This is a genomic window from Amycolatopsis sp. SB7-3 (assembly GCF_041021335.1).
GTDB lineage: Bacteria > Actinomycetota > Actinomycetes > Mycobacteriales > Pseudonocardiaceae > Amycolatopsis > Amycolatopsis japonica.
This window is the reverse complement of sequence record NZ_JBFPJQ010000001.1, coordinates 371,989-394,510: the sequence shown is the minus strand read 5'-3', so window position 1 is coordinate 394,510 and position 22,522 is coordinate 371,989. Positions and strand designations below refer to the sequence as shown.

Here is a 22,522-nt window from a genome sequence, read left to right as displayed (position 1 = left end):
TCGACACCGCCGGAGTAGGCGCGTCACCCACGTGGGGGAGCCGCGCCGTCGGATTTCCTTGAGGGGCCAAGCCTGACGCGAGGGTTGCGAAAGCCACTTTCGCAACCTTCAACGTTGCGAAAGCCACTTTCGCAACGGGGAGGCGCGGCGGCCTCGGCCGACGTGGAGCGCGCCCCTTCGCATGTCGCGAAAGCCACTTTCGCGACATCAGACGTCCCGAAAGTGGCTTTCGCGACATCCTCGCGGTACACAGATACGCCCAGCCAGACCTCAAATAGCCCTGTAGCGCGTGAAGGCCTCCTTCCCTCGGCTCAGCCGAGGGAAGGAGGCCTTCACGCGCGATGAAGCCTCAGGGATGGGCTGGCGCGGGCGTGGGCAAAGGCGACGCGAAATAGTCCGCGGCCACCAGTACCGGCCCGTCCTCTTCGGTCGGCGCCCGGAACGACAGCACCCAGAACGAGCCCTTCTTCGACGGCACCACACCGCCGCGCGCGGCGGTCAGGTCGACACCGTCGCGGTCGGCCAGCGCGCTGACGACGTCCGGGATCACCCCGCCCTGGCTGGAGATCACCGGTGTCCCACCGTCTCCGGCGATGGCCAGCAGCCGGGCGACACCGAGCACCGGGTCCGGCCAGTAGCCCTCTTCCGACAGCAGCGGCTCGTGCCGGATCTCGACCCCGAGATCCTCGGCGAGCCCGTTCACCGTCTGGACGCAGCGGAGCCGCGGCGCCGAAAGCACCCTGCCGGGCGCGTAGTGCCGCAGCAGCGAACGCAAAGCCTCGGCCTGACGCTGGCCCGCGTCCGACAGGGGCCGCAGATCGTCGTCGCCGTTCCACTCGTCGCGTTTACCCGCTTTGGCGTGCCGCACCAGGATCACCGTGGTGAGTTCGGGCGGCAGCGCGGAGAACTCGCGCAGCACCCGGACGTCGCCCGGCCGCGTCAACAGTTTCTCCGCCGACTCCGGGTCGAGCCAGCGCAGCTCGTCGACCTCCTCGTTCGGCGCGAACGCGCCGGAAACCGCGTGCGCGGAGAAGTAGTCGACGGTCTTCGGCGCTCCCGCGACGGTGTATTCGGTCCGGACCAGATACCGGCCGAGCACCGCTTCGAATCCGGTCTCCTCGGCGATCTCCCGGACCGCCGCGCCCGCGATGGTCTCGCCCGGATCCAGCTTTCCCTTCGGCAGCGACCAATCGTCGTAGCGCGGCCGGTGGACCAGCGCGACCTCGATCCGGTCTCCCTGACGACGCCAGAGAACGGCTCCAGCCGCCCGCACGGTCCCGCTCATCCCGCCGCTCCGTGCCGCTTCGCCAGTTCGACCTGGTGGTCGCGGACGTCGTCCCCGGACGCGGGGAACGGGGTCCATTCGCCGGTCGAGTTCAGTACCCAGCACCGGGTCGAGGGATGCAGCGCGGATTCGAAGATGTAGTCCAGCTGCGCGGTGAGTTTCGGATCCTTGACCCGCACCAGTGCTTCGATCCGGCGGTCCAGGTTGCGGTGCATCATGTCCGCGCTGCCGATCCAGCGCGTGCCGCCGGCGAGGAAGGTGAAGATCCGCGAGTGCTCCAGGAACCGGCCGAGGATGGAGCGCACGTGGATGTTCTCGCTCAGTCCCTCCACACCCGGCTTCAGCGCGCAGATCCCGCGCACCACGATGTCGACCGGGACTCCGGCCTGCGAGGCGTGGTACAGCGCGTCGATCACCTGCTCGTCGACGAGCGAGTTGCACTTGATCCGGATCCCGGCGGTCTGGCCCGCCCTGGCGAGCTCGATCTCCTCGCCGATCGCGCGCACGATGCCGCGCCGGATCCCGTGCGGTGACGTGAGGATGTTGCGGTAGGTGTCCTGGCGGGAGTACCCGGTCAGCACGTTGAACAGATCCGTCAGGTCCGCGCCGATCGTCGGGTCGGCGGTCAGGATGCCGAGATCCTCGTACAGCCGCGCCGTCTTCGGGTTGTAGTTGCCGGTGCCGATATGGCAGTAGCGGCGGATGGTCGAACCCTCCTGGCGCACCACCATCGACACCTTGCAGTGCGTCTTCAGCCCGACGAGCCCGTAGACCACGTGCACGCCCGCGCGTTCCAGCGTGCGGGCCCAGGTGATGTTGGCCTGTTCGTCGAACCGCGCCTTGATCTCGACCAGCGCGACGACCTGTTTGCCCGCCTCGGCGGCGTCGATCAGCGCGTCGACGATCGGGGAGTCGCCGGAGGTGCGGTACAGCGTTTGCTTGATCGCCAGCACCTTCGAGTCCGCGGCGGCCTGTTCGATGAACCGCTGGACGCTCGTGGAGAACGAGTCGTACGGGTGGTGCACGAGGACGTCGCCCTCGCGCAGCGTCGCGAACACCGACTTCGGCGTCTCGCGCTCACCGAACGCCGGATGCGTGGCGGGAACGAAAGGGCGGTCCTTGAGTTCCTTCCGGTCGACGCCGGACAACTGGTGCAGGCAGGTCAGATCCAGCAGACCCGGGACCTCGACGACGTCGCGCGGGTCGACCTCCAGTTCGCGCAGCAGCAGTTCGAGCATGTGCTCGCTCATGTCCTGCGCCACTTCGAGCCGCACCGGCGGGCCGAACCGCCGCTGCGCCAGTTCGCGTTCCAGCGCCTGGAGAAGATCCTCGTCCCGGTCTTCCTCGACCTCGAAGTCCGCGTTGCGGGTCACCCGGAACGCGTGGTGCTCGGTGACCTCCATCCCGGTGAACAGCTCGCCGAGATGCGCGGCGATCAGTTCCTCCAGCGGCAGGAACGTCGCGGTGCGGACCTCACGCGGCTGCTGCTCGATGCGCATCAGGCGCGGCACATTGCTCGGCACCTTGACGCGCGCGAACCGCTCGGTGCCCGCTTCCGGGTCCCGGACGGTGATCGCGAGGTTGAGCGAAAGGCCGGAGATGTAGGGGAACGGGTGCGCGGGATCGACGGCCAGCGGTGTGAGCACCGGGAAGATCTGCTCGCTGAAGTAGTTGGACAGCCGGAGCTGGTCGGCGCCGGTCAGGTCGTTCCAGCCGACGATGTGGATGTCCTCGTCGGCCAGCTGTGGCCGAAGGTGCAGCTCGAAGGCGTTCGTGTGCCGCTCGACCAGGTCCTGGTTGCGTTTGGCGATGTACGCCAGCTGTTCGCGCGGGGTGAGCCCGTCCGCGCTGCGGACCGGGAGGCCGGTCTCGTCGCGGCGTTTCAGCCCGGCGACCCGCACCATGTAGAACTCGTCCAAATTGGACGCGAAGATCGCCAGGAACTTGGCGCGTTCGAGCAGCGGCTGCGACTCGTCCTCGGCCAGCGCGAGCACGCGCGCGTTGAAGTCCTGCCACGACAGCTCACGGTTGAAGTACCGGTCGTCGGGAAGGCTCCCGGCGGCCGTGGGCGCCGCCGTCACCGCGGGCGGGGCGGCGGGCAGCGCGCGGAACTCCTGGGCGGGGCGGCTCGCCGAGCCACCACGCGTCGCGCGGACGGCCGTGCGCGGGGTCGAACTGTTCGTCTTCCGCGCACGGACGGGTTTCGCCGTGCCGTTGTCCGGTTCCGGTTTCGCGGCGGAGGTCTTCCGCTTCCTTGCCGAGTTCGGGGTGCCGCCGTCATTTGTGCTCACGGGCTTCATTGTTCACCACTCGGGGCGATTATGTGCGCCGCGCGCGGGTCGGCAGGGTGAACTCTCGTCACATCGGCACGCAGGGTGTTCCCAACAGCGTTGAAGTGCGCTTTCCGACACCGAGGGTGCGGACGTGAGCGAGATCATCCGCGGTGTCGACGTCGGCGCGAAGCGATTCCGCGGCGATCGTGAGCGGGGTCGCACCGGAGGCGGTGTGCGCCCGCGCGGAACCCGTGCCGAAGCGGGGTGCCAGCGCCTGCCCCGCGCCCGCGAGCAACAGGGTGGTGCCCGTGCCCTGCCGGTCCGCGACGAACGCCCGTTGCCCGGCGGCCCCGGCCAGCGCGGCGGTGAGGTCTTCGGTCCGCAGCGCGGGCAGATCCGCCTGCAGGGCGCCGACGAGACCGGACGGCCTGTCCCGGTGCAGCAGTTCCTCGCCGTGGCGCAGGGCCGCGTTCAATCCGCCGCGCGACGGTTCGGTGACGATTTCGACGCCCAGCTCGGTGAGATCCGCCACCGACGCCGGGTCGGCGGCGACCACCAGCACCCGCCGGACCCCGTCCGCCGAGGTCGCCGCGGACAACGTGTCGTAGGCCAGCGCCAGCACCAGTTCGGCGTGCCGCTCGGGCACCACGGCGCCGCGAAGCCGTGACTTGCCCTCGGCTGGGCGTTTCATCGGCACTATCAGGTCAAAGCCCACACGGTCCACATCTCACTTCTTACCCGACCCTCCCTGGACCGCGCTCGTATGCGCGCGGCAGGATCAATGGCCTGGGACGACACGTGTGACTTCGAGGAGGACGAATTGGCCCGGCGTGAGAAGGGCGGCATCTGGGTGGGCATCGCCGCCGCACTGTTCTACCCGGCGACGGCCATCGGCAAGCGGGTCTACCGCAACGCCGAGCGGATCCCCCGCGAAGGCGGCGCGCTGCTCCTGCTCAACCACGTGTCCCACATGGACCCGGCGGTGGACGCGGTGTTCGTGCACCGGCAGAAGCGGGTGCCGCGGTTCCTCGGCAAGGAGAGCCTGACCAGGACGCCGCTCTTCGGCAAGATCTTCGTCGGCGCCGGGCAGATCCCGGTGTCCCGCGGTTCGGCCGCCGCCGGCGACAGTCTCAAGGCCGCCCACCAGGCGTTGCGTGACGGCAAGGTCGTGGTGATCTATCCGGAGGGGACGATCACCAAGGACCCGGACGGCTGGCCGAAGAAGCCGTTCACCGGGGCCGCGCGGCTCGCGCTGGAGACCGACGTGCCGGTGATCCCGATCGCCCGCTGGGGCACGAACCACATCTTCAACGGCTACACGAAGAAGTTCACGCCGTTCCCGCGCAAGAAGATCACGCACCTGGTCGGCGAGCCGATGGACCTTTCGGCCTACAAGAACGGTTCGACCCGCAGCGCGTCCAAGCTGCGCGAGGTCACCGACCTGATGATGACGGAGATCACCGCGCTGCTCGCGGAGATCCGGCAGGAGGAACCGCCCGCGAAGAAGCCGGAGGACGACGCCTGATGGCCGAGGTCCAGCGGGTGACCGTGCTCGGCGCCGGATCGTGGGGGACGGCGTTCGCCAAGGTGCTCGGCGACGCCGGTCGCGACGTGACCATGTGGGCCCGGCGGCCCGAGGTCGCGGCCGATATCCGGGAGCGGCATCTCAATTCGTCCTATTTACCCGGTATCGAACTGCCGGAGCGGATCACCGCGACGGCCGATCCGGCCGAAGCCCTCGACGGCGCGCAGGCCGTGGTCCTCGCGGTGCCGAGCCAGACGTTGCGGACCAATCTCTCGGAGTGGTCCGGTCTGCTGCCCTCCGACGCGATCCTCGTGAGCCTCGCGAAGGGTGTCGAGCTGGGCACGCTCAAGCGGATGAGCGAGGTCATCGCCGAGATCGCGCGGGTCGACGACGGGCAGATCGTGGTCGTGTCCGGGCCGAACCTGGCGAAGGAGATCGCGCTGGGGCAGCCCGCGGCGGCGGTGCTGGCGTGCACCGACCACGACAACGCCAAGGCGATCCAGCAGGCGAGTTTCAACCAGTACTTCCGGCCGTACACCAACACCGACGTCGTCGGCTGCGAGCTGGGCGGGGCGTGCAAGAACGTCATCGCGCTCAGCTGCGGGATGGCGGCGGGGCTGGGGCTGGGCACCAACACCACCGCGACGCTGATCACCCGCGGGCTGGCCGAGATGGCCAGGCTCGGCGCGAAACTCGGCGCCGACCCGCTGACCTTCGCCGGGCTCGCCGGTGTCGGAGACCTGGTGGCGACCTGTTCGTCGCCGTTGTCGCGGAACCGGACCTTCGGCGAGCGGCTCGGCCGGGGCGAGACGTTGGAGCAGGCGCTGGCGGCCACTGGCGGGCAGGTCGCCGAGGGTGTCAAGTCGTGCACGTCGATCCGGGAACTGGCGATGGGGCTCGGTGTCGACATGCCGATCACCGACGCGATGCACCGCGTGTGCCACGAAGGTGTCGACCCGCGGCGTGCGGGAGCCGAACTGCTCGGACGGTCGCAGAAGCACGAGTGGTCCTGAGACCGCAATATCGCGACAGACCGGGGCGGATCCGTGTTGCGAGCATGGACGTCAGGTGCGGAACTCACGGTCCACGGTATGAGATCTGTTGACCGCCGGGCTCCGCACTGGTTCGCTGGGAGCATGTTCGCACGTGGGATGACTGTGTCGCGGGGCCTCTCGGGTCTTGGTGCGGTCGCGTGTGCGCGTTTTTCGTGTGCGCAGTGCTGTTGTCGGTGAACCCAGCCCCGACCCCCTGCTCGACACCTTCTTTCTTCTGCGAGGACACCTCCATGTTCGCCGTCCCGGACAACACACTCGTCATTCCCGAAAACCCCGCCCTGCGTCACCCGGTGCGCGTCGCGCTCGAATTCGCCGCGGACCGTGACCGCTGGCGGCACCTGCTGCGTTACGACCCCGACGAGCGCTTTTCGGCGCTCGTCGACGCGGACGAACTGCAGGAGATCTGGTTGATGAGCTGGCTGCCCGGCCAGCACACCGACCTGCACGACCACGAGTTCGCCGCGGGCGCGTTCACCGTCGTCAGCGGGAAGCTGAGCGAGACCGTCGCCCGGCGCGCGACCGACGGACGGGCAGTGACCGAGCTGCACTCGCTGTCGGAAGGGCAGTCCCGCGTCTTCGGCCCCGGCTACATCCACGAAGTGCGCAACGACGGCCCGGATCCCGCCGTCAGCGTGCACGTCTACCGGCACCGGCCCCGCGCCATGCGGCCGTACCACCTGGACCCCATCTCAGGCCCCTCTCGCGTTTAGTCCTCTGAATGCGTTCCTTACGCATTCAGAGGACTAAACGCGGGCATCAGGCGAGGTCGCCGCGCAGGCGGAATTCGGCTTCGACGCGCTCCCGGGAGGCGCCGGTGGCGAGCAGGGTGTGCAGCAGGAGCCGGGATTTGCGCGGGTCCAGCCAGCCCGCCATCGTTGCGCCCATCGCGATCAGATCCGACTCCGAACCCCGGAAGCCGTAGGTGCCGCGGAACGTCGGCCCGGCACCGGTGCGGCCGGCGACCACGATCGGCACCTCCGCCAGGGCCCGCTCGATCACGTCGGCGGACCCCGCCGAAACGTGCCCGGCGCCGTTGGCGGCGAGCACCACTCCCTTGACCCCGGCCTTGACCAGCGTTTCCAGGAGTTCGCCGGTGTCCTCGACGCCGCTCTCGACGATCGGCACCAGCCCGGAGAAGTCCGCGTTCTCCAGCGGCAACGCCGCCGGACGGGCGGCCGCCGGATGGAAGTAGTGAACCAAACCTTCGCTGACCAGGGCGAGCGGGCCGGCGGGGGCCGAGGAGAACGCCTCGACGTGGCTCGAATGCGTCTTCCGGACCCAGCGTCCGGCGTGGACGTCGTCGTTGAACGCGACCAGCGAGCCGCGGCCCCGGCTGCGGGGATCGGCGGCGACGGTCAGCGCGGCGAGGATGTTCCCCGCGCCGTCGGCGCTGGGCAGGCTGGGGTTGCGCATCGCACCGGTGATCACGATGGGCGCCTCGGAAGCCCACGTCAGCTCGAAGAAGTACGCGGTCTCTTCGAGCGTGTCCGTGCCCTGGATCACGACGACGCCTTCAGCGCCTTCGTCGACGGCCCGGGCGGCCCAGTCCCGCGTCCTGATCAGGGTCGCGAAGTCCATCGAGGCGCTGGAAATCCCCGCCAGCGTCTCCGCGCGGACGTCCATCTCGAGGTTCTCGCCGAGGTCGCCGAGCAGGTCGGCGGCGGTGAGCCGGGGGACGGCGTGGTCTTCGCCGTCACCGGGGACCATGGAGATGGTGCCGCCCAGGGCGGCGACGGCGACAAGGGGCCGTTTCTCAGGGGAGACGCTCATACGGACATCTTCCCAAAACTTTGTGAAGGGCAAGGCGAATGTGACACGGCCGCTGGGCGCCCAGGCCCGGACAGAAGCGATGCCCTGAAGGCCACCTTTGAGACATCCAGCGTCCCGAAGGGGGCCTTCAGAACGCTATGCCCGACAAGTACGTGAAGGCCCCTTCCCTCGGCTCAGCCGAAGGGCCCGGCAAAGTCGCATAAGCGCTGGTCGGTGCCCCTCTTGATGACTCGGGCTGGATGTCCGTTTGATGCGCATATGCACGGTTTCTGGTCGGGGTCGTGAGTGGCGATGAGGGTTCTAACGCTCATTGCCACTCACGACCCCTGTGTAATACGCCTGAATCGGGCACCGTCACCCCGAAAGTGTCTCTTGTGGACATTCGAGAAGATGGCAGGCCGATGCAGTAAGCCCCCGTCAGTCGCTTGACCAGCGCTTATGTGACTTAAATGCTCACCGTGCCTTGACCGCCTCGATGGTGAAACTCGCCGCCAGCCGCTGCGGATCCTCGGTCAGCCGCCATTCCTCGGTCGCCTCGTTCAAGGTCATGAACCCCGGCAGCGCGTTCCACGGCACGCTGTCGTGCTCCGCCAGCCGCGTCAGTGTCAGCCCAGCGTCGAGCAGCGACATGACGATCTCGCCCAGCCCGTGGTTCCATTCGTGCGTCCGGTTGTGCTGGAACGAAACGTCGGTGTCCACATAGGTCCCCGGCTCGTCGAACACCAGCGGTTCGGCCTGCTCGAAATACGGGTACTTCGGCGTGATCTGGGGCTGCGTCTCGTCGAGAGTGCCCAGCATCGGGTGCATGTCGCGGATGAACAGCCGTCCGCCCGGCTTCAGCAGCTGCCCGACGACCTGTCCCCAGCGGGCGATGTCCGGCAGCCAGCAGATCGCGCCGATCCCCGTGTAGACGAGGTCGAATTCCCCGGCGCCCAGCACGTCGGCGGCACTGTACACATCGGACTCGTGGTAGTCGATCTCCGCGCCGGTCTCGGCGGCCAGCCGTCGCGCGATCTCCAGCGCGGGCGCGGAAAAGTCGAGACCGGTCATCCGGGCGCCGAGGCGGGACAGGGAAAGCGTGTCCGTGCCGATATGGCACTGGAGGTGGACCCCGCGCGCGCCGGAGACGTCGCCGAGCAGTGGCTGGTCGAAGGTGACCACGCCGCTGAGATGCGTCGGATCCGCGACGAACTTCTCGTAGCCGTAGTCGGCCGAAGCGGCGTGCGCGGGAGCGCGTTCGTCCCAGTTCGCCCGGTTGACCGTCACGTAATCCGTCACGACGTCGCGGCCTTCTCGGCGGCGCTGCGCAGCACGCAGAATTCGTTGCCTTCGGGGTCTCCGAGGACGGCCCAGCCGGTGCCGTCGGGATTGCGCCGGTCGTGCAGGAGGGTCGCGCCGAGCTTCAGCAGACGCTCCACCTCTTCGTCGCGCGGGATGTCCGGGGTGAGGCAGAGATGGATCCGGTTCTTCACCGTCTTCGGCTCCGGGACCTGCCCGAAGAACAGCGTGACACCGTTGTCCATCTCGATGATCGCCTCGGGATCGCCGGGCTGATCGTCGTCCGCCATCGGTTTGCCGACGACACCGCTCCAGAACCGGCCCAGTTCGTAGGCGTCGGCGCAGTCGAAGAAGAAGTTCTGTACGACAGAGGTCATGACGCCGCAGTCTGCCCGAGCCCGCGGAACCCGGCCAACGGTTTACGCCAGCCGCAGCCCCGGCGACCGGTGCACCTGCCGTTCCGCGTCGATGACCAGCACCTGGCAGCCCGGCCGCGACGCGACCCACGCGATCCCTTCCGTCCCCATCGCGAAGGCGGCCGTCGCGAGGGAATCCGCGGTGACGAGGTCGTCGGCGGCGACCGTGACGCTCAGCAGCCCGACGGGCGGGCGCCCGGTCCGGCCGTCCAGGATATGCGCGCCGCGTTCGTATTCGGCCGACGTCGCGACCGCGCCGCCGGAGGATTCCACCACGGCGCAGACCGCGTCGGGCCGTTCGGGATGCCGGATGCCGACCCGCCAGGCGCGCCCGGGTTCCGGTTCGCCGGAGGTGACCACGTCGCCGCCGGCGTTGATGCAGAACACGTCCAATCCCTCGGCCAGCAACAGCGACGCCGCCTGCTGCACCGCCCAGCCCTTGACCACCGCGTTCGGATCGAGCCGCCGTCCGGGGAGCCGGGCGGTGAACGCCCCGCCGGACAGCCGTTCGTAGTGGTCGCACAGCGAAAGCACTTCCAGGAGGTCGTCGCTCAGTTCCGAAGGCGAGAGTTCGCCGCGGTCGTAGCGGCAGACCTCGCTGTCGGGCTTGAACGGGCTGAACCGCACGTCGACCTCCCGCAGCCAGCCGAACACGCCGTCGATGGCGTGGTCGACGAGCCCGCCGCCCGCCCGGACGTCGACCGAGACCGGCAACCCCATCACCTGTTCGACGCGGTTCATCTGGCGTCCAGCGCCGCCTGCAGCGATTTGACGTACGACTCGCTCGTCGACGTCGCCCCGGAAACGGTGTCGATGTCGGCGCTCTGCGCGGTCAGCGTCTCCTCCTGCAGGATCGGGATCGCGTCGACCCCTCGGCCGCTCGTCGGCCGCTGCAGCAGACGGACTTCGGCGATTTTGTCCTCGGCCGAGATCACCAGCCGCACCTGCACGGTGCCGTACCGGTTGCTCTCCACCGAGCCGTCGAGGGTGCGCTCGGCGCCCTCGGACGCTCCACCGTCCGCACTCGACGACGGTGCCGGGGCGGGCGCCGCGACCGACACGGTCTCCGAGCCGAGCGGGCCAGGCTCGTACAGCCACACACCGAGGAACCCGGCGGCCGACAGGGCGACCGTGGCCGCGACGATGGTCTTCTTCATGATCGGGTCTCCCTGGTTCAGGCGGCGAGGCTGAAACGTTCGGCGTGGACCTGGCCGCCCGGCACCCGCAGTTCCCGCAGGCTGCGCAGGGTCGCCGAAGTCATCCCGGGCGGGCCGCAGACGAAGACGTCCCGGTCCGCGATATCCGGCACCAGCCGCCGCAGATTGGGGGCACCGAGTACCGGACCGGCCTGATCGGACGGTCCACTGAGGACTCGGACGGCCGCGCCGCGCGCCCGCGCCAAACCGATCAGCTCCGGCAGGAGGACGGCGTCGCGTTCGTCGCGGACGCGGTAGAGCACCACGACGTGCCCGGAGATCTCCTCCAGCAACGCGCGGATCGGGGTGATCCCGACGCCGCCCGCGACCAGCAGCGCGTCCGGCTTCTGTTGGTGCATCGTGGTGAACGCGCCGTACGGGCCTTCGGCGAACACTCGGGTGCCGACCTTGAGCGACCGCAAGGACGCGCTGCCGTCGCCGGCGGCCTTCGCGGTCAGCCGCAGGGTGCGGCCGTCCGGCGCGGCGGAGAGGGAGAACGGATTCGCCTGCCACCAACGATCCCGCGTCATGAAGCGCCACAGGAAGAACTGACCCGCCCTCGCGGGCATCTTGTCGAGGTCCTTGCCGGAGATGTACACCGAGACGACGTCGTGGGATTCGGGGACCACGGCGACGACCTTCAAGCGGTGCCGCAGATTCCGCGCCAGCGGCAGCACCACCCGGCCGGCGACGACGGAGCCGAGCGCGACGCCCCACACCGCCCACCAGTAGACCTGGGCTCCCGGCGAAGAAGCGAACGATCCGCCCAGCGCGATTTGATGCGTGAACGCCAGCACGACCGCGGCGTAGGTGTAGAGGTGGATGAAATGCCAGGTCTCGTACGCCAGCCGTCGCCGGGCGAACCGGGCGGAGACCGCGCCGACGAGCAAGATCAGCGCGAACGCGACGACGGCGCGCAGGATCCCCTCCAGTTTGGTCACCATCGTGACGAACTCGTCGACCACACCGTTGTCCTCGACCTGCGCGTAGCCGAAGACGATGAACACGAAATGGGCGAGCAGCGTCCACAGCAGGCCGAACCCGGTCCAGCGGTGCCAGCCGGTGAGCCGGTCCATCCCCAGGCGGCGGTCGAGCCACGGCAGCCGGGCGACCAGCAGCAACTGGAACGCCATCGTCAGCGCCCCGTACAGCCCGGCGAGCCTGCCGACGCTGATGAGCACGTTGTCCGACGGCCCGGCGGCGAAGAACAGCACGGTCACGGCGGCCACGTTGGCCCCGAGGAAGAGGAAGAGCCCGGCGCGCGCGGCGATCCTGGGCCGGATCGCCGGGCGCGGTCTCACGGCGGTCTGCGTCATGGTGGTCACACGTGGTCCCTTCCGGTCCGGTTCAAGTGCCGAGCCTGCTGTGCCAACCTGTGACCTTTCTTGGCGGAAGCTGTCGGCTTGCTGTCGTATGCGGTCCCGCCTCGCCCTCGCGCGCGCGTTCACGGAGGATGGCCTTTGTGAACACCGAGAACCCCGTGCGCCTGCTGGTGGTGGACGACGAGCCGCATATCGCCGATCTGGTGGCCACCGTCGCCCGCTACGAGGGCTGGCAGGCCGTGACCGCCGGATCGGGCGAGGCCGCGCTGGCCAAGGCGGCCGAATTCGTGCCCGACATCGTCGTGCTCGACCTGATGCTGCCCGGGATCGACGGGTTCACCGTGCTGGACAAGCTCCGCGAAGCCGGGACGGCGGTGCCCGTGGTCTTCCTCACCGCGAAGGACGCGACCGCGGACCGCGTCGCCGGGCTCACCCGGGGCGGTGACGACTACCTCGTGAAACCGTTCTCCGTCGAGGAATTGATGGCGCGGCTGCGCGCGGTCCTGCGACGGAGCACCAACCAGGCCAAGGCCGCGGTGCTGCGGGTCGGCGACCTGACCCTCAACGAGGACACCCGCGAGGTCGCCCGCGACGGCGAACCGGCCGACCTGACCCCGACCGAATACGAACTGCTGCGCTATCTCATGCGGCATTCGCCCACGGTGATGACGAAGGCGCAGATCCTCGACCACGTCTGGGAGTACGACTTCGGCGGCCGGTCCAATGTGGTCGAACTCGTCATCTCGCATCTGCGCCGCAAACTCGACACGGGCGACGAACCGCTGATCCACACCGTGCGCGGCGTGGGCTACGTCGTGCGGCAGGCGGCGAGATGAAGATGGTGCGCCGGTGGTACGACGCCTGGCGCCGGTCGAGGCTCGGAACCCGGCTGGCGCTCGGGCTCGGCGCGCTGGCGCTGGTCGTGTTCGCCGTCGTCGGCACCGTGATGGTCGGCATCATGAAGGGCTATCTGAACGACCGGCTCGACGAACAGCTCGCCAAGACCCAGATCAGCCAGGTGCCGTCGCTGCGCACCACGCACGGCGGGAAACCGCAGCAGGCCTACGGCTGGTTCTCCGCGGTCTTCGCGGTGCAGAACGGCGACGCGCTGCCGCAGACGGGCGGTTCCCTGCCGCCGGACACGAAAGCGCTCGAAAAGGTCGCCGAGGACGCGACGCGGACCGAGGTCCTGCGCACCGTCTACATCGAGGACAAGGGCACGTACCGCGTCCGGGCGTGCCCGATCGAACCGACGCGGAACATCGTGCTGGTCAGCGCCGCGCCGCAGGCGGATCTGGACCGGACGGTCAGCCAGCTGATCATGGTCGAGGTCGTCGCGTTCCTGCTGGCGCTCGCGGTACTGGTGATCGCGGGACGGCTCGTGCTGCGGCGCGGGCTGCGGCCGCTGAGCGACATGGCCGGGACGGCGCACGACATCGCGTCGCACGACCTCACCACGAACGCCGATCTCCCGGTGCGCGCGCGGGCGAACGGCGGCGGCGCCGAGGTCGAGGAACTGCGGACGGCGTTCAACGTCATGTTGGCGCATCTGGATTCCTCGCTGGTCGCACGCCGGGAGGCGAACGAACGATTGCGGCGGTTCATCGCCGACGCCTCCCACGAACTGCGCACGCCGCTGACGTCGATCCGGGGCTACGCCGAGCTTTTCCGCTACGCCGCGGCGAACGAACCCGCCGAACGCGAGGCGCATCTGGCGAAGATCCGGGAAGAGACGCAGCGGATGAGCGTGCTCGTCGACGACCTCCTGCTCCTCGCGCGCCTCGACGCGCCGGAGAGCGAACCACCGTTGCGGCTGGTCGATGTCGACCTCGCCGAGCTGGTCACCGACGCGGGGGAGGCCTTCGCGGCCGGACGCCCGGAGCATCCGCTGAGCGTCGGCGCGTTACCGGAAGGTGTTGTCCTGCAAGCGGATCCGGTGCGCCTGCGGCAGGTGCTGGACAATCTGCTCGCCAACGCCGCGGTGCACACGCCGCCCGGGACCGCGGTGACGTTGTCGGCCGCGGCGTCGGATTCCGAGGTCGTCCTGCGGGTGAGCGACGCCGGGCCCGGGATCCCGCCGGAAGCGCGGGAACGGATCTTCGACCGGTTCTACCGGGTCGACACCGCCCGCACGCGCGGCAACGGCGGGACCGGGCTCGGGCTCTCGGTGGTGCTCTCGCTGGTTTCGGCGCACGGCGGGACGATCGAGGTCGAGAGTGTGCCGGGGGCGACGACGTTCACCGTGCGGCTGCCGCGCCACCGCTCGTAAGCCCCTTCCCGAGTGTCATGAAAGGGCCGTTCAGGACGAAAAATGTCCTGAACGGCCCTTTCATGACATCCGCGAGTGCTACCCGACCCGCCGCTTCACATGGTCCGGCACCGTCCACTCACCGACCAGGTCCACCGACGGCTCCGGCTCCCCGAACACGGTCCGCACCGGCAGCACCCCCGCCCACGCGAGATCGTCCGCGACCTCGTCCTCGGGATCGTCGGGACCTTCGCCGCGCATCTTCACCGACGCCTCGGTGAGGTCCAGCTCCAGTACCGAAACGGACGCGAACTCCTTCGCGTTGATGTCCCGCGCGTGTTCCCACGAACCGGGCGCGAGGTGGTCGGTCAGCACGTGGAGGCCGTGCATCTTCCGGTCGCGATCGGTGACCGCGGCGGCCTTCCCCAGGATCACCGCGCTGCGGTAGTTCATCGAGTGGTTGTTGATCGAGCGCGCGTAGACGATGCCGTCGAGCAGGGTCACCGTGACGCAGACCTCGACGCCGTCGGAGTCGCGCATACTCCTCGCCCCGGTGGATCCGTGCAGGTAGAGCGTGTTCCCGTCGCGGCCGTAGCCGGTCGGGATCACCAGCGGGACGCCGTCGCGCACGACGCCCAGATGGCATATCAGGCCTTCGTCGAGCACCGCGTACAGCGCCGAGCGGTCGGTGAGCGCGCGGTTCTTCTTGCGGCCGAGGGTGGTCCGGTCGGTGGGAGAGAGCGGGGTGGACATGCGACCAGTCTCACCCAGGAGAGTGGCCTGTAATAATGTCCAATTCTCCTATACTTGAGAAGTCCACTTCAGGAGTACGCCATGTCCGACACCGCCCTGCCGGTCAGTCTCGACCGCGATTCGGCCGTCCCGCTCGCGGTCCAGCTGGCCGACGCGTTGCGCGCGGCCGCGGGCGACGGGCATCTGCGCGGCGGGGACAGGCTGCCCTCGACCAGGGCGCTCGCGAGCCGTCTCGGCGTCAGCCGGACGGTGACGTCGGCCGCGTACGAGCAGCTCCACGCGGAGGGCTGGATCGCCGGCCGCCACGGCTCCGGCACGTATGTCACCACCACACCGCCCGCGGACAGGCCGTCGAAAGGGCCCGCGCCCGGAACACCCGCCGCGCCGCCCACGCTGGTCGACCTCACCCCGGGGGTCCCGTGGGCCGACGGCGTCGAGAAGGCCGCTTGGCGCCGCGCGTGGCGGGCCGCCGCCGATCCGCGCCCGACCTATCGCGAGGACCGGGCCGGGCTGCGCGCGTACCGGGACGCCGTGTCCGAACATCTGCTGCGTCACCGCGGTCTCGCGGCCGGAACGGTGCTCGCGACCGGCGGGACCACGGCCGCGGTGATCGAACTCGCGGGCGCGATGCTCTCGCGCGGGGACCGCGTCGCGATCGAGGAGCCGGGTTATCAGCGGGCCGTGCAGGCGTTCCGCCGGGCGGGGATGGAGGTCGTGCCCGTCCCGGTCGACGAAGAGGGCCTGCGCCCGGACGCCGTTCCCGCCGACGTGCGCGCGGTGTACTGCTCGCCCGCGCATCAGTATCCGCTCGGCAGCCGGATGAGCGCGTCGCGCCGCGTCGACCTGGTCGAGCTCGCCCGTGCCCAAGGCATGCTGGTGATCGAGGACGACTACGACGGCGAGCTGCGGTTCGACGTCGCGCCGCTGCCGTTGCTGGCCGCGCTCGCGCCCGACGTCGTCGCGCATCTCGGGACCACCAGCAAGATCCTCACCCCGGCGCTGGGCGCGGGCTGGATGGTCGCGCCCGCCCCGGTCGCGGCCGCGGTGCTGGAGTACCGCGAGGCGACCGGAACGCGGCCGTCGCCCGCGGGGCAGCGGGTACTCGCCGAACTGGCGCGGCACGGCGATCTCGGCAGGCATCTGCGCAAACTCCGGCGGGAACTGTCGGAGCGCCGGTCCCTGGTGTCGGCCGCGCTGACGTCCGCGGGGATCCCGGTGCTCGGCGACGACGCGGGCGCGCATCTGGTCGTCCCTTGTGGATCCGCGGCGGAGGAGACGGCGCGGATGGCGGCGGCGGAACGCGCCGGGATCCGGCTCGACGGGCTGGCCCGGCACTTCGCCGGGACTCCGACGGTGTTCGGGAACCTCATCGGTTACGCGGGCTGCTCGCGCGAGGCGCTCCACACCGCGCTCAAACCGCTGATCGCCGTGCTCGGTTGACCTCGACCAAGCTGGAGGTCATAGCTTGCGTTCATGCGTGAGATCAGAGTGTCCCGGTTCGGCGATCCTGGCGTCCTCGAGCAGGTAGAAGTGCCCACTCCCGAGCCCGGCGCGGGGGAGCTCCGTGTCACGGTGACGGCGGCCGGGGTCGGCTGGCTCGACGCCCTCATCCGGCGAGGTGACGGTCCCGACGTGTTCGCCGTCGAGCCGCCGTACGTCCCGGGCGGGGCGGTGGCGGGCACCGTCGACGCGGTGGGCGACGGCGTCGACGAGGACTGGCTGGGCAAGGCGGTCCTCACCCACGCGCCGGGCGGTTATGGCGGGGGATACGCGGACACGGTCGTCGCGCTGCCGGACGACACCTTCGCGATCCCGGAGAAGCTGGATCCCCGGCACGCGGTGGCCCTGTTCGACGACGGCAGTACCGCGCTGGCGTTGCTGGAGAAGACCCCGGTCGCCGCCGGCGAGCGGGTCCTGGTGATGCCGGGCGTGGGCGGACTCGGCAGTGTCCTGGTGCAGCTCGCCCGCGCCGCGGGCGCGACGGTCGTCGCGGCGGTCCGAGGCGAGGAAAAGGCGGCGATCGCGCGGAAACTGGGCGCCGAGCCGGTCGACTACTCGGCGGCGGACTGGACGGGGGAGGTCCTCGCCCGCACGGGAGGCCACCGGCTGGACGTGGTCTTCGACGGCGTCGGAGGTGAACTCGGCGCCGCATCCTTGACCTTGCTGGGCAACGGCGGACGCTTCTCCGGCTACGGCATGTCCAGCGGGGCGGAGGCCGTGATCGGTGACGCCGACCGCGCCCGGCTGTCCGTTGTGGACATGGCGCAGCTGGTCGGGTTCTGGCCCGACAACGCGCGCCGGGTGCGGGAGATCCTGCGGCGGGCGGCCGAAGGAACGGTGACCCCGGTCATCGGGCGGACGTATCCGCTGGCGGAGGCGTCCGCCGCGCACTCGGACATCGAGGCGCGGCGGTACACCGGGAAGAGCCTGCTCCTGCCCTGAGCGCTCAGAACCGCAGCGGCACCGCGGGGAGGTTGGCGGCGATGACGTCCGAAACGGTCTGGAGCGGCCCCGTCCCCGCGGTGTTCGGCACAGTGAGCGCTGTGTAGACGGGACGATCCACCACGAACCACGTCGCGGTGCCCTCACCCTCGACCTGCAGCCACTGGACGGTGTTGATCGTCCGCAGCTGCGAGGTCCGGGTCAGCTCCGGCGGCTTGCCGAGACCGCACCGCAGGACCACCGGATCGCCGGTGCCCCAGCCGATCGTCGCCTCGGGGGCCGGATCGGCCAGCGTCCGCCGGACCAGCGTGGTGCCGGACGACGTGAGCTCGTGGGGGAGCGCGCCGATGAGTTTCGCGCATTCGGGTGACCCCGACTGCGGCGCCGGGACCGGGACGAGCGGGAGCGGACCATCCGCCGCCGGGGCGTCGGAGTCCGCGCCGCGGGTCAGCCCGAAGACGGCCACGCCCGCGACGAGCAGGATCGCCAGGCAGGCGGCCGCGATCAGCAGGGGTTTCGGGGGAGCGCCGGTGTCCGTGTCAGCCACCGGACCACTACACCACCTCTTACAGATGCACCACCGGGCAGGTCAGCGTACGCGTGATGCCCTCCACGTTCTGCACCTTGGCGACCACGAGCTGGCCGAGCTGGTCGACGGTGTCGGCGGCGGCCTTGACGATGACGTCGTACGGGCCGGTGACATCCTCCGAACTGGTGACACCGGGGATGGTGGAGATCTCCGCGGCGACCGCGGCGGCTTTGCCGACCTCGGTCTGGATGAGGATGTATGCGTGGACCACGGCGCGCCCCTTCGTAAAAGTCGGCTCAAGGTAGGAACGTTGTAGCAACGTATCGCCAGCCCCGGGAAAAACCTAGGGCTTCCGACTATCGGTGATCGATATTTGTCCGGACAAGGGAAAGTGGAGGTGACGGGTGTCACCGAACGACGGCACGGTCGCCGGGACCGGTGAATTCCGGTTGATCGAAGCGGTGACGGCAGGCCGGAAACAGCCGGAGTCGACCCTGCTCGGGCCGGGGGACGACGCGGCCGTCGTGGCCAGCCCGGACGGCCGGACGGTGGCGTCCACCGACGTCCTCGTGCAGGGCGTCCACTTCCGGCTCGACTGGTCCAGTGCCGAACAGGTGGGGCGCAAGGCGGTCGCGGTGAACCTCACCGACATCGCCGCGATGGGCGCCCGCCCGACGTCCGTCCTCATGGGATTCGCCTGCCCGTCGGACACCCCGACGGCACTCGTCACCGAACTCACCCAGGGCATGTGGCTCGAAGCCGATCGCGCCGGCATCGGGATCGTCGGCGGCGACATGGTGCGCGCCGACCAGATCGTGATCAGCGTCACCGCCCTGGGCGACCTCGGCGGCCGGGAGCCGGTGACGCGGTCCGGTGCGCGTCCCGGCGACGTCGTCGCGGTCTGCGGACGGCTCGGCTGGGCGGCCGCCGGTCTCGCCGTGCTCGGCCGGGGTTTCCGGTCACCGGTCAGCGTGGTCAACGCGCAGCGCTGCCCCGAACCGGATTACGAGGCGGGCATCCGCGCGGCCGACGGCGGCGCGACCTCGATGATCGACGTGTCCGACGGGCTCCTGTCCGACCTCGGCCACATCGCCGAGGCGTCCGGCGTGGGGATCGACGTGCGGACGGCGGATCTCGACGTGTCGAGCAGGCTGACCGAGGTCGGCACCGCGCTCGGCGCCGACCCACTGAAATGGGTGCTCACCGGCGGCGAGGACCACGCGTTCGCGGCCACCTTCCCCTCGTTCGCCGAACTGCCGGAGGGCTGGACCGAGATCGGCGTCGTCACCATGCCGGATTCGGGGGTCACGGTGGACGGGAAACGGTACGGCCACGACAGCGGCTGGCAGCACTGGCGTTAGGAGCGTGAAGCCCACCAGGTCGACTCGCCGGCGACGGTGAAGCCGAGGGATTCGTACAGCGGCCTGCCCGCTTTGGACGCGGTGAGGGTCACCGGCCTTTCCGCCAAGGGGACGAGGGAACCGAGCATCACGGCTCGCCCGACGCCGCGGGAGCGGAACGCCGGCGGCGTGGCGACCCAGTAATGGCTGCCGAAGCCGTCCTCGACGACGGTGACGCACGCCCCGGCGACCTCGCCGTCGAGCCGCGCGACGAACACGTCGACCCCCCGCTCGTCGAGCAGGGTCATGGGGAACAGCTCTCCCGCGCGGTAGGGCTCGAACCGGTCGAGTTCGAAACCCGCGATGACCGCGCGTTCGGCGGCTCGCAGGTCTTCCTCCCCGTCGACCCGGGCCACCTCCATCGAGGGTTCGGCGACCGGGGAGGGCGGGCGCAGCATGACGGGCATCCGCCAGCTGCGCATATCCCCGAGGTGGCTCAGATCGGTGACGCTGAAGGGATCCTCGGCGTCCACCGGGCCCTTCGCCCGCCTGGCGAGCTCCGTGATCTCCGCCACCTCGGCGTCGGTGAGGCCGGGTTCCTGGATCAGGACACGCAATCCCGCGCGCTCGTCACCGGCGACGGCGAGAAAACCGTTGCGGCGGATCACTTCGTGACCGCGGGAGCGGCCGGTGGCCGCCCAGAAGGCGGCGGAGTTGCGGGCCTGGCGGAGTTGCGCCTCGGCGAGGCCTGCTTCGATCGACATGAGCAGAACCTAGCGCTCGCTTCCCCGCCGGGAGGGCGGATCGCTAATCTCGCGCTCATGGACCTTCGTGTGCTGGCCTACGACCACCCCGACGCGGTGAAACTGTTGGCCGAAGCCCAGCTCGAGCTGGCCGCCCGGTACGGCAGCGAAGACGAGACGCCCATGGACGCGGCGCAGTTCGCCGCGCCGAAGGGACTGTTCCTGGCCGCCTACCTCGACGACGTCCCGGTCGCGTGCGGTGCCTGGCGGGCGCACGACGGTCCGGACCCGCTGCGGCCCGGCGACGCCGAGATCAAGCGGATGTTCGTGATGGCCTCGGCGCGCGGCCGTGGCCTCGCGCGGGCGCTGCTCGCCGACCTGGAGCGGACGGCCGCCGAGGCCGGGCGGCTGCGCATGGTGCTGGAGACCGGGGACAAGCAGCCGGAAGCCATCGCGCTGTACGAGTCGGCCGGTTACCGGGAGATCCCGGGTTTCGGGTACTACAAGGACGAGCCGGAAAGCATCTGTTACGGCAAGTCGCTGGTATAGGAGGACGGATGCCGATCTACGCACTGGGCGACCTCGAACCCTCGATCCACCCGGACGCCTACGTCCATCCCGACGCGACGGTGATCGGCGACGTCCGGATCGCGGCGTTCGCGTCGGTGTGGCCGCAGACGGTGCTGCGAGGCGACCACGGGTACATCGAGATCGGCGAGCGGTCCAACGTCCAGGACGGCTGCGTCCTGCACTGCACCCGCAAGGAGCCGACGATCATCGGGAAGTCCTCCGCCGTCGGGCATTCCGTGCACATCGAGGGCGCGCGGATCGGCGAAGGCTGCCTGATCGCTTCGGGATCGGTGGTGCTGAACGGAACCGTCGTCGAGGACGGCGGGATGGTCGGCGCGGGCGCAGTTCTCTCCTACGGGTCCTATGTGGACAGTGGGCAGATCGCGCTCGGCGTCCCGGCGAAGACGCGGCCGAACACGTCGTTCGGGCCGGACATGATCAAGCTCGTGGTGGACGGGTATGTCGAGCGGGCTGCCCGGTTCCGGGTCGAACTCCGGCGGCTCGACGGACGTGAGTAAGCTCGCACGCCGTGACCGCACGACCGCTGCAGGACATCGTCGAAGCAGGCTGGGCGCAGGCCCTCGAACCGGTGGCGCCGCAGGTCGCCGCGATGGGGGAATTCCTCCGCGCGGAGATCGCCGCGGGCCGGACCTATCTCCCGGCGGGTGAACACGTGCTGCGGGCGTTCCAGCAGCCGTTCCACGACGTGCGGGTGCTGATCGTCGGGCAGGACCCGTATCCGACGCCCGGGCACGCGGTCGGGCTGAGCTTCTCGGTGGCGCCGGACGTCCGGCCGATCCCGAAGAGCCTGATCAACATCTACAAGGAGTACTGCGAAGACCTCGGGTACCCGCTTCCGTCGAACGGCGACCTGACGCCGTGGGCCGACCAGGGAGTCCTGCTGCTCAACAGGTCGCTGACCGTGCAGCCGGGCAAGTCGAACTCGCACCAGGGCAAGGGCTGGGAAGCGGTCACCGAACAGGCCATCAAGGCCCTCGCGGCGCGGGACGAGCCGATGGTCGCGATCCTGTGGGGCCGCAACGCGCGGAATCTGAAGCCGATGCTGGGGAAGGTGCCGTGCATCGAATCGGCGCACCCGAGCCCGCTCTCGGCGCATGCCGGCTTCTTCGGCTCGCGGCCGTTCAGCCGGGCGAATCAGCTGCTGGCCGATCAGGGCGCCGGCCCGGTGGAGTGGAAGCTCCCCTGAGCTTTTGCGCGTGAAGGCCTCCTTCCCTCGGCTGAGCCGAGGGAAGGAGGCCTTCACGCGCATTGAGGCACTTGTGTGACAGCAGTGACCGCTGTGACTCCTGAGGTTTCGCCGCGGTCCGTGAAGGCCTCCTTCACTACCTTCAGGGTAGGGAAGGAGGCCTTCACGGACGGTGCGGGCTGCGGCTCGGTCACCGTGGTCGTGAGTGGCGATTCGGGTTCTAAGCCGAATCGCCACTCACGACCAACGCCACCCGACCGCCACCAGAGCACAAAAAATGGCGGGTGCTCCGAAGAGCACCCGCCATTCCCCAAAAACCCGGCTCAGCCGCGAACGACCTTGCCCGCCTTGATGCACGAGGTGCAGGCGTTCAGGCGCTTGCGCTGGGACAGACCGATCTTGGCGTGAACGGTCTGGATGTTCGGGTTCCACCGGCGGTTGGTACGCCGGTGGGAGTGCGAGACCGACTTGCCAAAGCCCGGTCCCTTGCCACAGACGTCGCACACGGCAGCCACGTCGAACTCCTCTGGATCTGGGACAAAGAATGATGCGCCCAGCATGCTGGGCAAC

The 22,522-nt window shown here is 69.7% G+C and carries 25 protein-coding genes; 11 read left to right on the top strand and 14 right to left on the bottom strand.

Annotated elements, in window-relative coordinates; genetic code table 11:
- Positions 1-349: 349 nt before the first annotated feature.
- The 3 genes from AB8M46_RS01835 to cofC are packed head-to-tail and all read right to left on the bottom strand — an operon-like array spanning position 350 to position 4,249.
- Positions 350-1,285 (bottom strand): NUDIX hydrolase, encoded by a 936-nt coding sequence (locus AB8M46_RS01835; RefSeq protein WP_125736805.1) that lies wholly within the window; start codon positions 1,283-1,285, stop codon positions 350-352.
- Positions 1,282-3,585, bottom strand: coding sequence for an RNA degradosome polyphosphate kinase (locus AB8M46_RS01830; RefSeq protein ID WP_199755183.1), 2,304 nt, complete (start codon positions 3,583-3,585; stop codon positions 1,282-1,284). The genes AB8M46_RS01835 and AB8M46_RS01830 overlap by 4 nt, the downstream gene beginning before the upstream one ends.
- 58 nt (positions 3,586-3,643) lie before the next feature.
- The gene (cofC, locus tag AB8M46_RS01825; protein WP_394359366.1) at positions 3,644-4,249 is read right to left on the bottom strand and encodes a 2-phospho-L-lactate guanylyltransferase; all 606 of its coding nucleotides are present in this window, start codon (positions 4,247-4,249) and stop codon (positions 3,644-3,646) included.
- Between the two features lie 90 nt (positions 4,250-4,339).
- Here cofC and AB8M46_RS01820 point away from each other — a divergent pair, with 90 nt between their 5' ends.
- The 3 genes from AB8M46_RS01820 (at position 4,340) to AB8M46_RS01810 (ending at position 6,848) form a co-directional block, all read left to right on the top strand.
- Positions 4,340-5,083 carry a 1-acyl-sn-glycerol-3-phosphate acyltransferase gene (locus tag AB8M46_RS01820; RefSeq protein ID WP_037342066.1) on the top strand — a complete coding sequence of 248 codons (744 nt, stop codon included), beginning with the start codon at positions 4,340-4,342 and terminating at the stop codon, positions 5,081-5,083.
- A complete protein-coding gene (locus AB8M46_RS01815) occupies positions 5,083-6,096 on the top strand; it encodes an NAD(P)H-dependent glycerol-3-phosphate dehydrogenase (protein ID WP_199755182.1) in 1,014 nt (337 codons plus the stop codon). Before AB8M46_RS01820 ends, AB8M46_RS01815 begins: the two co-directional genes overlap by 1 nt.
- A gap of 272 nt (positions 6,097-6,368) precedes the next feature.
- Positions 6,369-6,848: a cysteine dioxygenase gene (locus AB8M46_RS01810; RefSeq protein WP_394359365.1), complete on the top strand. Its 480-nt coding sequence runs from the start codon at positions 6,369-6,371 to the stop codon at positions 6,846-6,848.
- A 46-nt stretch (positions 6,849-6,894) separates the two neighbouring features.
- On the opposite strand, the gene AB8M46_RS01805 is transcribed toward AB8M46_RS01810, so the two are convergent.
- From AB8M46_RS01805 to AB8M46_RS01780, 6 genes are all read right to left on the bottom strand, one after another.
- The gene (locus AB8M46_RS01805) at positions 6,895-7,908 is read right to left on the bottom strand and encodes an asparaginase (RefSeq protein WP_394359364.1); all 1,014 of its coding nucleotides are present in this window, start codon (positions 7,906-7,908) and stop codon (positions 6,895-6,897) included.
- Between the two features lie 453 nt (positions 7,909-8,361).
- On the bottom strand, positions 8,362-9,186 hold the full coding sequence (locus AB8M46_RS01800) for a class I SAM-dependent methyltransferase (RefSeq protein ID WP_394359363.1): 825 nt from the start codon (positions 9,184-9,186) through the stop codon (positions 8,362-8,364).
- Positions 9,183-9,563: a VOC family protein gene (locus AB8M46_RS01795; protein ID WP_125736798.1), complete on the bottom strand. Its 381-nt coding sequence runs from the start codon at positions 9,561-9,563 to the stop codon at positions 9,183-9,185. Before AB8M46_RS01795 ends, AB8M46_RS01800 begins: the two co-directional genes overlap by 4 nt.
- Before the next feature lie 42 nt (positions 9,564-9,605).
- On the bottom strand, positions 9,606-10,343 hold the full coding sequence (locus AB8M46_RS01790; protein WP_394359362.1) for an FAD:protein FMN transferase: 738 nt from the start codon (positions 10,341-10,343) through the stop codon (positions 9,606-9,608).
- Positions 10,340-10,759 carry an FMN-binding protein gene (locus AB8M46_RS01785; RefSeq protein WP_394359361.1) on the bottom strand — a complete coding sequence of 140 codons (420 nt, stop codon included), beginning with the start codon at positions 10,757-10,759 and terminating at the stop codon, positions 10,340-10,342. The genes AB8M46_RS01790 and AB8M46_RS01785 overlap by 4 nt, the downstream gene beginning before the upstream one ends.
- Positions 10,760-10,776: 17 nt before the next feature.
- Positions 10,777-12,123, bottom strand: a complete 1,347-nt coding sequence (locus AB8M46_RS01780) for a ferric reductase-like transmembrane domain-containing protein (protein ID WP_394359360.1) — start codon at positions 12,121-12,123, stop codon at positions 10,777-10,779.
- Positions 12,124-12,260: 137 nt separating this feature from the next.
- Here AB8M46_RS01780 and AB8M46_RS01775 point away from each other — a divergent pair, with 137 nt between their 5' ends.
- Together AB8M46_RS01775 and AB8M46_RS01770 are read left to right on the top strand one after the other, a co-directional pair.
- A complete protein-coding gene (locus AB8M46_RS01775) occupies positions 12,261-12,956 on the top strand; it encodes a response regulator transcription factor (protein ID WP_037342077.1) in 696 nt (231 codons plus the stop codon).
- A complete protein-coding gene (locus AB8M46_RS01770; protein WP_394359359.1) occupies positions 12,953-14,389 on the top strand; it encodes a sensor histidine kinase in 1,437 nt (478 codons plus the stop codon). The genes AB8M46_RS01775 and AB8M46_RS01770 overlap by 4 nt, the downstream gene beginning before the upstream one ends.
- Before the next feature lie 78 nt (positions 14,390-14,467).
- On the opposite strand, the gene AB8M46_RS01765 is transcribed toward AB8M46_RS01770, so the two are convergent.
- Entirely contained in the window at positions 14,468-15,121 is a 654-nt protein-coding gene (locus AB8M46_RS01765; RefSeq protein ID WP_037342079.1) for a pyridoxamine 5'-phosphate oxidase family protein, read from the bottom strand.
- Between the two features lie 81 nt (positions 15,122-15,202).
- Between AB8M46_RS01765 and AB8M46_RS01760 the strand changes: the two genes are divergently transcribed.
- Both AB8M46_RS01760 and AB8M46_RS01755 read left to right on the top strand, forming a co-directional pair.
- On the top strand, positions 15,203-16,561 hold the full coding sequence (locus AB8M46_RS01760; protein WP_394359358.1) for a PLP-dependent aminotransferase family protein: 1,359 nt from the start codon (positions 15,203-15,205) through the stop codon (positions 16,559-16,561).
- A gap of 33 nt (positions 16,562-16,594) precedes the next feature.
- Positions 16,595-17,563 (top strand): zinc-binding dehydrogenase, encoded by a 969-nt coding sequence (locus AB8M46_RS01755; RefSeq protein ID WP_394359357.1) that lies wholly within the window; start codon positions 16,595-16,597, stop codon positions 17,561-17,563.
- Between the two features lie 4 nt (positions 17,564-17,567).
- Here the strand turns inward: AB8M46_RS01755 and AB8M46_RS01750 are convergent, their stop codons facing one another.
- Positions 17,568-18,110 carry a DUF3515 domain-containing protein gene (locus AB8M46_RS01750; RefSeq protein WP_394359356.1) on the bottom strand — a complete coding sequence of 181 codons (543 nt, stop codon included), beginning with the start codon at positions 18,108-18,110 and terminating at the stop codon, positions 17,568-17,570.
- 19 nt (positions 18,111-18,129) lie between these two features.
- Positions 18,130-18,363, bottom strand: a complete 234-nt coding sequence (locus tag AB8M46_RS01745) for an Lrp/AsnC family transcriptional regulator (RefSeq protein WP_007031456.1) — start codon at positions 18,361-18,363, stop codon at positions 18,130-18,132.
- A 133-nt stretch (positions 18,364-18,496) separates the two neighbouring features.
- On the opposite strand from AB8M46_RS01745, the gene AB8M46_RS01740 reads away from it, so the two are divergent.
- Entirely contained in the window at positions 18,497-19,453 is a 957-nt protein-coding gene (locus AB8M46_RS01740) for a thiamine-phosphate kinase (RefSeq protein ID WP_037342083.1), read from the top strand.
- On the opposite strand, the gene AB8M46_RS01735 is transcribed toward AB8M46_RS01740, so the two are convergent.
- A complete protein-coding gene (locus tag AB8M46_RS01735) occupies positions 19,450-20,196 on the bottom strand; it encodes a GNAT family N-acetyltransferase (protein WP_394359355.1) in 747 nt (248 codons plus the stop codon). The two genes, AB8M46_RS01740 and AB8M46_RS01735, sit on opposite strands and share 4 nt — an antisense overlap.
- A 57-nt stretch (positions 20,197-20,253) precedes the next feature.
- On the opposite strand from AB8M46_RS01735, the gene AB8M46_RS01730 reads away from it, so the two are divergent.
- From AB8M46_RS01730 to AB8M46_RS01720, 3 genes are read left to right on the top strand one after another with little or no spacing between them, the layout of a single operon-like run.
- Entirely contained in the window at positions 20,254-20,724 is a 471-nt protein-coding gene (locus AB8M46_RS01730; RefSeq protein ID WP_394359354.1) for a GNAT family N-acetyltransferase, read from the top strand.
- Between the two features lie 8 nt (positions 20,725-20,732).
- Entirely contained in the window at positions 20,733-21,263 is a 531-nt protein-coding gene (locus tag AB8M46_RS01725; protein ID WP_360097701.1) for a gamma carbonic anhydrase family protein, read from the top strand.
- Positions 21,264-21,274: 11 nt separating this feature from the next.
- Positions 21,275-21,952: a uracil-DNA glycosylase gene (locus AB8M46_RS01720; RefSeq protein WP_037342088.1), complete on the top strand. Its 678-nt coding sequence runs from the start codon at positions 21,275-21,277 to the stop codon at positions 21,950-21,952.
- Positions 21,953-22,275: 323 nt separating this feature from the next.
- Here the strand turns inward: AB8M46_RS01720 and rpmB are convergent, their stop codons facing one another.
- Complete coding sequence (gene rpmB, locus AB8M46_RS01715; RefSeq protein WP_007031450.1) at positions 22,276-22,467, bottom strand: 50S ribosomal protein L28; 192 nt, start codon at positions 22,465-22,467, stop codon at positions 22,276-22,278.
- Positions 22,468-22,522 lie beyond the last annotated feature (55 nt).